This is a genomic window from Poseidonibacter sp. (assembly GCF_041821165.1).
Classification (GTDB): domain Bacteria; phylum Campylobacterota; class Campylobacteria; order Campylobacterales; family Arcobacteraceae; genus Poseidonibacter.
Genome location: NZ_JBGUES010000228.1, coordinates 1 through 3,103, shown reverse-complemented (window position 1 = coordinate 3,103; position 3,103 = coordinate 1). Strand labels below are relative to the sequence as shown.

Genomic DNA, 3,103 nt, shown 5'->3' with positions numbered 1-3,103 from the left:
AAACTTAAACCTTTTATGCCAAAAGATGGATATAAAGAGACAAAAAAACAAATTGAAAAATTAAGTAGAATGCATCAAGATTCACCAGATGCTTCACTTCTTCAAACATATATTGAACAAGTTTTAGATATTCCTTTTGGAGAATATGCAAATGAAAAAATCTCAGTTTTAAATGTTGAAGAACAATTAAATAAAGATCATTATTCATTAAAAAAAGCAAAAGAAAGAATCTCTGAATATTTTGCTGTAAAACAATTATTAGAGCAAAGAAATATAGAAGATTTAAAAGCTAAAGGAACGGTTTTATGTTTTGTTGGACCTCCTGGTGTTGGAAAAACTTCATTAGCTAACTCTATTTCAAAAGCACTTAAAAGACCACTTGTAAGAATAGCACTTGGTGGAATGGAAGATGTTAATGAACTAAGAGGACATAGAAGAACTTATGTTGGAGCAATGCCTGGACGACTTGTAAAAGGCTTAGTTGATGCAAAAAAAATGAATCCAGTAATGGTTTTAGATGAAATTGATAAAATAGGTGCAAATCATAGAGGTGATCCAACAGCTGTAATGTTAGAAATCTTAGATCCTGAGCAAAATAATGAATTTAGAGATTTATATTTAAATTTCCCAATTGATTTATCTCAGATAATATTTGTTTCAACTTCAAATGATGCTAGAAAAATACCAGCACCATTAAGAGATAGAATGGAATTTATTGAAATTTCTTCTTATACTCCAAATGAAAAATATCATATTGCGAAAGATTATTTAATTCCTCAAGAATTAGAAAAACATGGACTTAAAAAGAGTGAAGTTTCTTTAAGTAAAACAACAATTGAGACAATAATTTCAAAATATACAAGAGAAGCAGGGGTTAGAAACCTAAGAAGAGTATTCTCTAAATTATTTAGAAAAGCAGTAAAACAACTTTTAAGTGATAAAAAACTTTTAAAAGTTGCAATATCAACTAAAAACTTAAAAGAGTATTTAGATAATCCTATTTTTGAAATAGACCCAGCTGAGAAAAAAAATTCAATAGGAATTGCAAATGGTTTAGCATGGACAGCTGTTGGTGGAGATGTTTTAAAAAGTGAAGCAATTAAACTAAAAGGTAAAGGTTTATTATCAGTAACTGGTAACTTAGGTGATGTAATGAAAGAATCATCTAGAATCTCTTTTTCTGTTGTAAAAGTTTTAATTGATAATGGAACATTAAAAATTGATGAAAATATTATTCCTAAAACACAAAAAGAAAAAGAAGAAAATACAAAAGTTGATGCTAGTGAAGTTTATAAAAGATATGATATTCACTTACATATTCCAGAAGGAGCAACTCCAAAAGACGGACCAAGTGCTGGAATTACTATGGCATTAACATTTGCTTCTATTTTAAGTGAAAGAGAAATTAAGTCAGATATCGCAATGACAGGTGAACTTACACTTACTGGAAAAGTTTTACCAATAGGTGGATTAAAAGAAAAATTAATTGCAGCATTTAAAGCTAAAATGACAAAAGCATTAATACCTAGAAAAAATTTCGAAAGGGATTTAGAAGATATTCCTGAAGAAGTAAAAAAAGCAATGCAACTAATTCCTGTTGATACAATTGAGGATGTTTTAAAAGAAGCATTATTATAAAAATATGAGAAGAGGATTACGTCAAAGTATAATTATTAATAATTTTTTTACTTTGGCTTCAATTATCATAATAACAGTAACATTAGTATTGTATACAAAATACATACAACCTTCAAAAACTACAAAAGAAAAAGTAGAAAAAAAAGTAGAACGATTATCATGTCAAAATGATAATTATTCTACAGCAATACTTTTTAATCAAAAACTTCTAAATGACTCAATAAAAGCTTTAAATAATGGATATTATAAACTTCATGGTGGTTATGTAAAATCAATATATAGTAAGTCTATAATTGAAGATTTTATATCAATTGATGAATTAAATGCTTATTTTAAAAATGCAATTAAGAGTAATCCTAAAAAAGATATTAAAAAGTTTTTACTTATAAATTATGATATTATTGAATATGATAAAAATGATGTAAAAAACAAAAAACAAAATAGAGGGTTTTATTCTGGTTCAATACTTACATCTTTTAGAGTAAATGGTAATGAGATATTTAGGTTTAATTCCGATTTTAAATTTTATGATAAGAATGAAATTAAATCAACAATTGATTGTGCAATAAAGGTATATAAAAATCATGTTCAAAAACTTTAGTAGAAGCGATTTTACAGCTACAAATATTCTAATAATTATTACAGTTCTAATGTATGTTATTCAAATAAATATGTCAAATGGTGGACTTTATCTTGGTTTAAATCTTTATTTTATAGTTTATGATTTTTGGTGGCAACCCTTATCAACAATGTTTGCACATGGTGGAATCGCACATTTAGGTATGAATATGTTTGTTTTATATCAATTTGGAAATTTAATAGAAAGATCTCGTAGTTCTAAAGAATTATTACTGTTATATTTTATATGTGGAATTTTAACTTCATTATTTTCATTTTTATATATCTATTTTCTAGATCCAAATGTAAATTTAGTTGGTGCATCAGGAGCAATCTGTGCAATCTTAGGTTATGTAGCATATTATGATAAGGTTCAAAGAAGTGGAATTATTACTTGGATTTTATTAATCTCTGTTGCTCCACTTTTAATTGGATTACCAATAGCTTGGTATGCACACTTTATTGGATTGGCAATAGGTTTTATTTATGCTTTTATACGAAAATAAATTTAAAGTATATTTACAATAAATGTTACAACTGACATAACAACTAATACAAGTACTAAATTCACAAATACATCTTTTAAAGTAACTGTAGGATTTAGTATTCCACAATATGGACATTGTCTTTTTTTAGCTTCTATTTCTCTTTTACAATTTTTACAATTAACTATAATATATCCTTTTATTAAAAAAAGTATATTATCATAAAATAGTTTATTCTTATGTATTTAAATACTATAAAAGAAGCTCTAAAACTTAAAAACTCCTAAATTCCAAAATTTAAGCAATAATAAAGAAAAACCCCTTGACAAAGCGGAAGTAATTCCCTATAATTCCCGTCCAAA

General features: G+C 26.2%; 3 protein-coding genes. All 3 read left to right on the top strand.

Annotated features, from left to right (window positions below):
- Positions 1-1,638 (top strand): endopeptidase La (gene lon / locus ACERKK_RS12455; RefSeq protein WP_373773400.1); only part of this gene is annotated, 1,638 nt, incomplete at its 5' end.
- A 4-nt stretch (positions 1,639-1,642) separates the two neighbouring features.
- Entirely contained in the window at positions 1,643-2,239 is a 597-nt protein-coding gene (locus ACERKK_RS12450) for a hypothetical protein (RefSeq protein WP_373773399.1), read from the top strand.
- On the top strand, positions 2,223-2,762 hold the full coding sequence (locus ACERKK_RS12445; RefSeq protein ID WP_373773398.1) for a rhomboid family intramembrane serine protease: 540 nt from the start codon (positions 2,223-2,225) through the stop codon (positions 2,760-2,762). The genes ACERKK_RS12450 and ACERKK_RS12445 overlap by 17 nt, the downstream gene beginning before the upstream one ends.
- Positions 2,763-3,103: the final 341 nt, after the last annotated feature.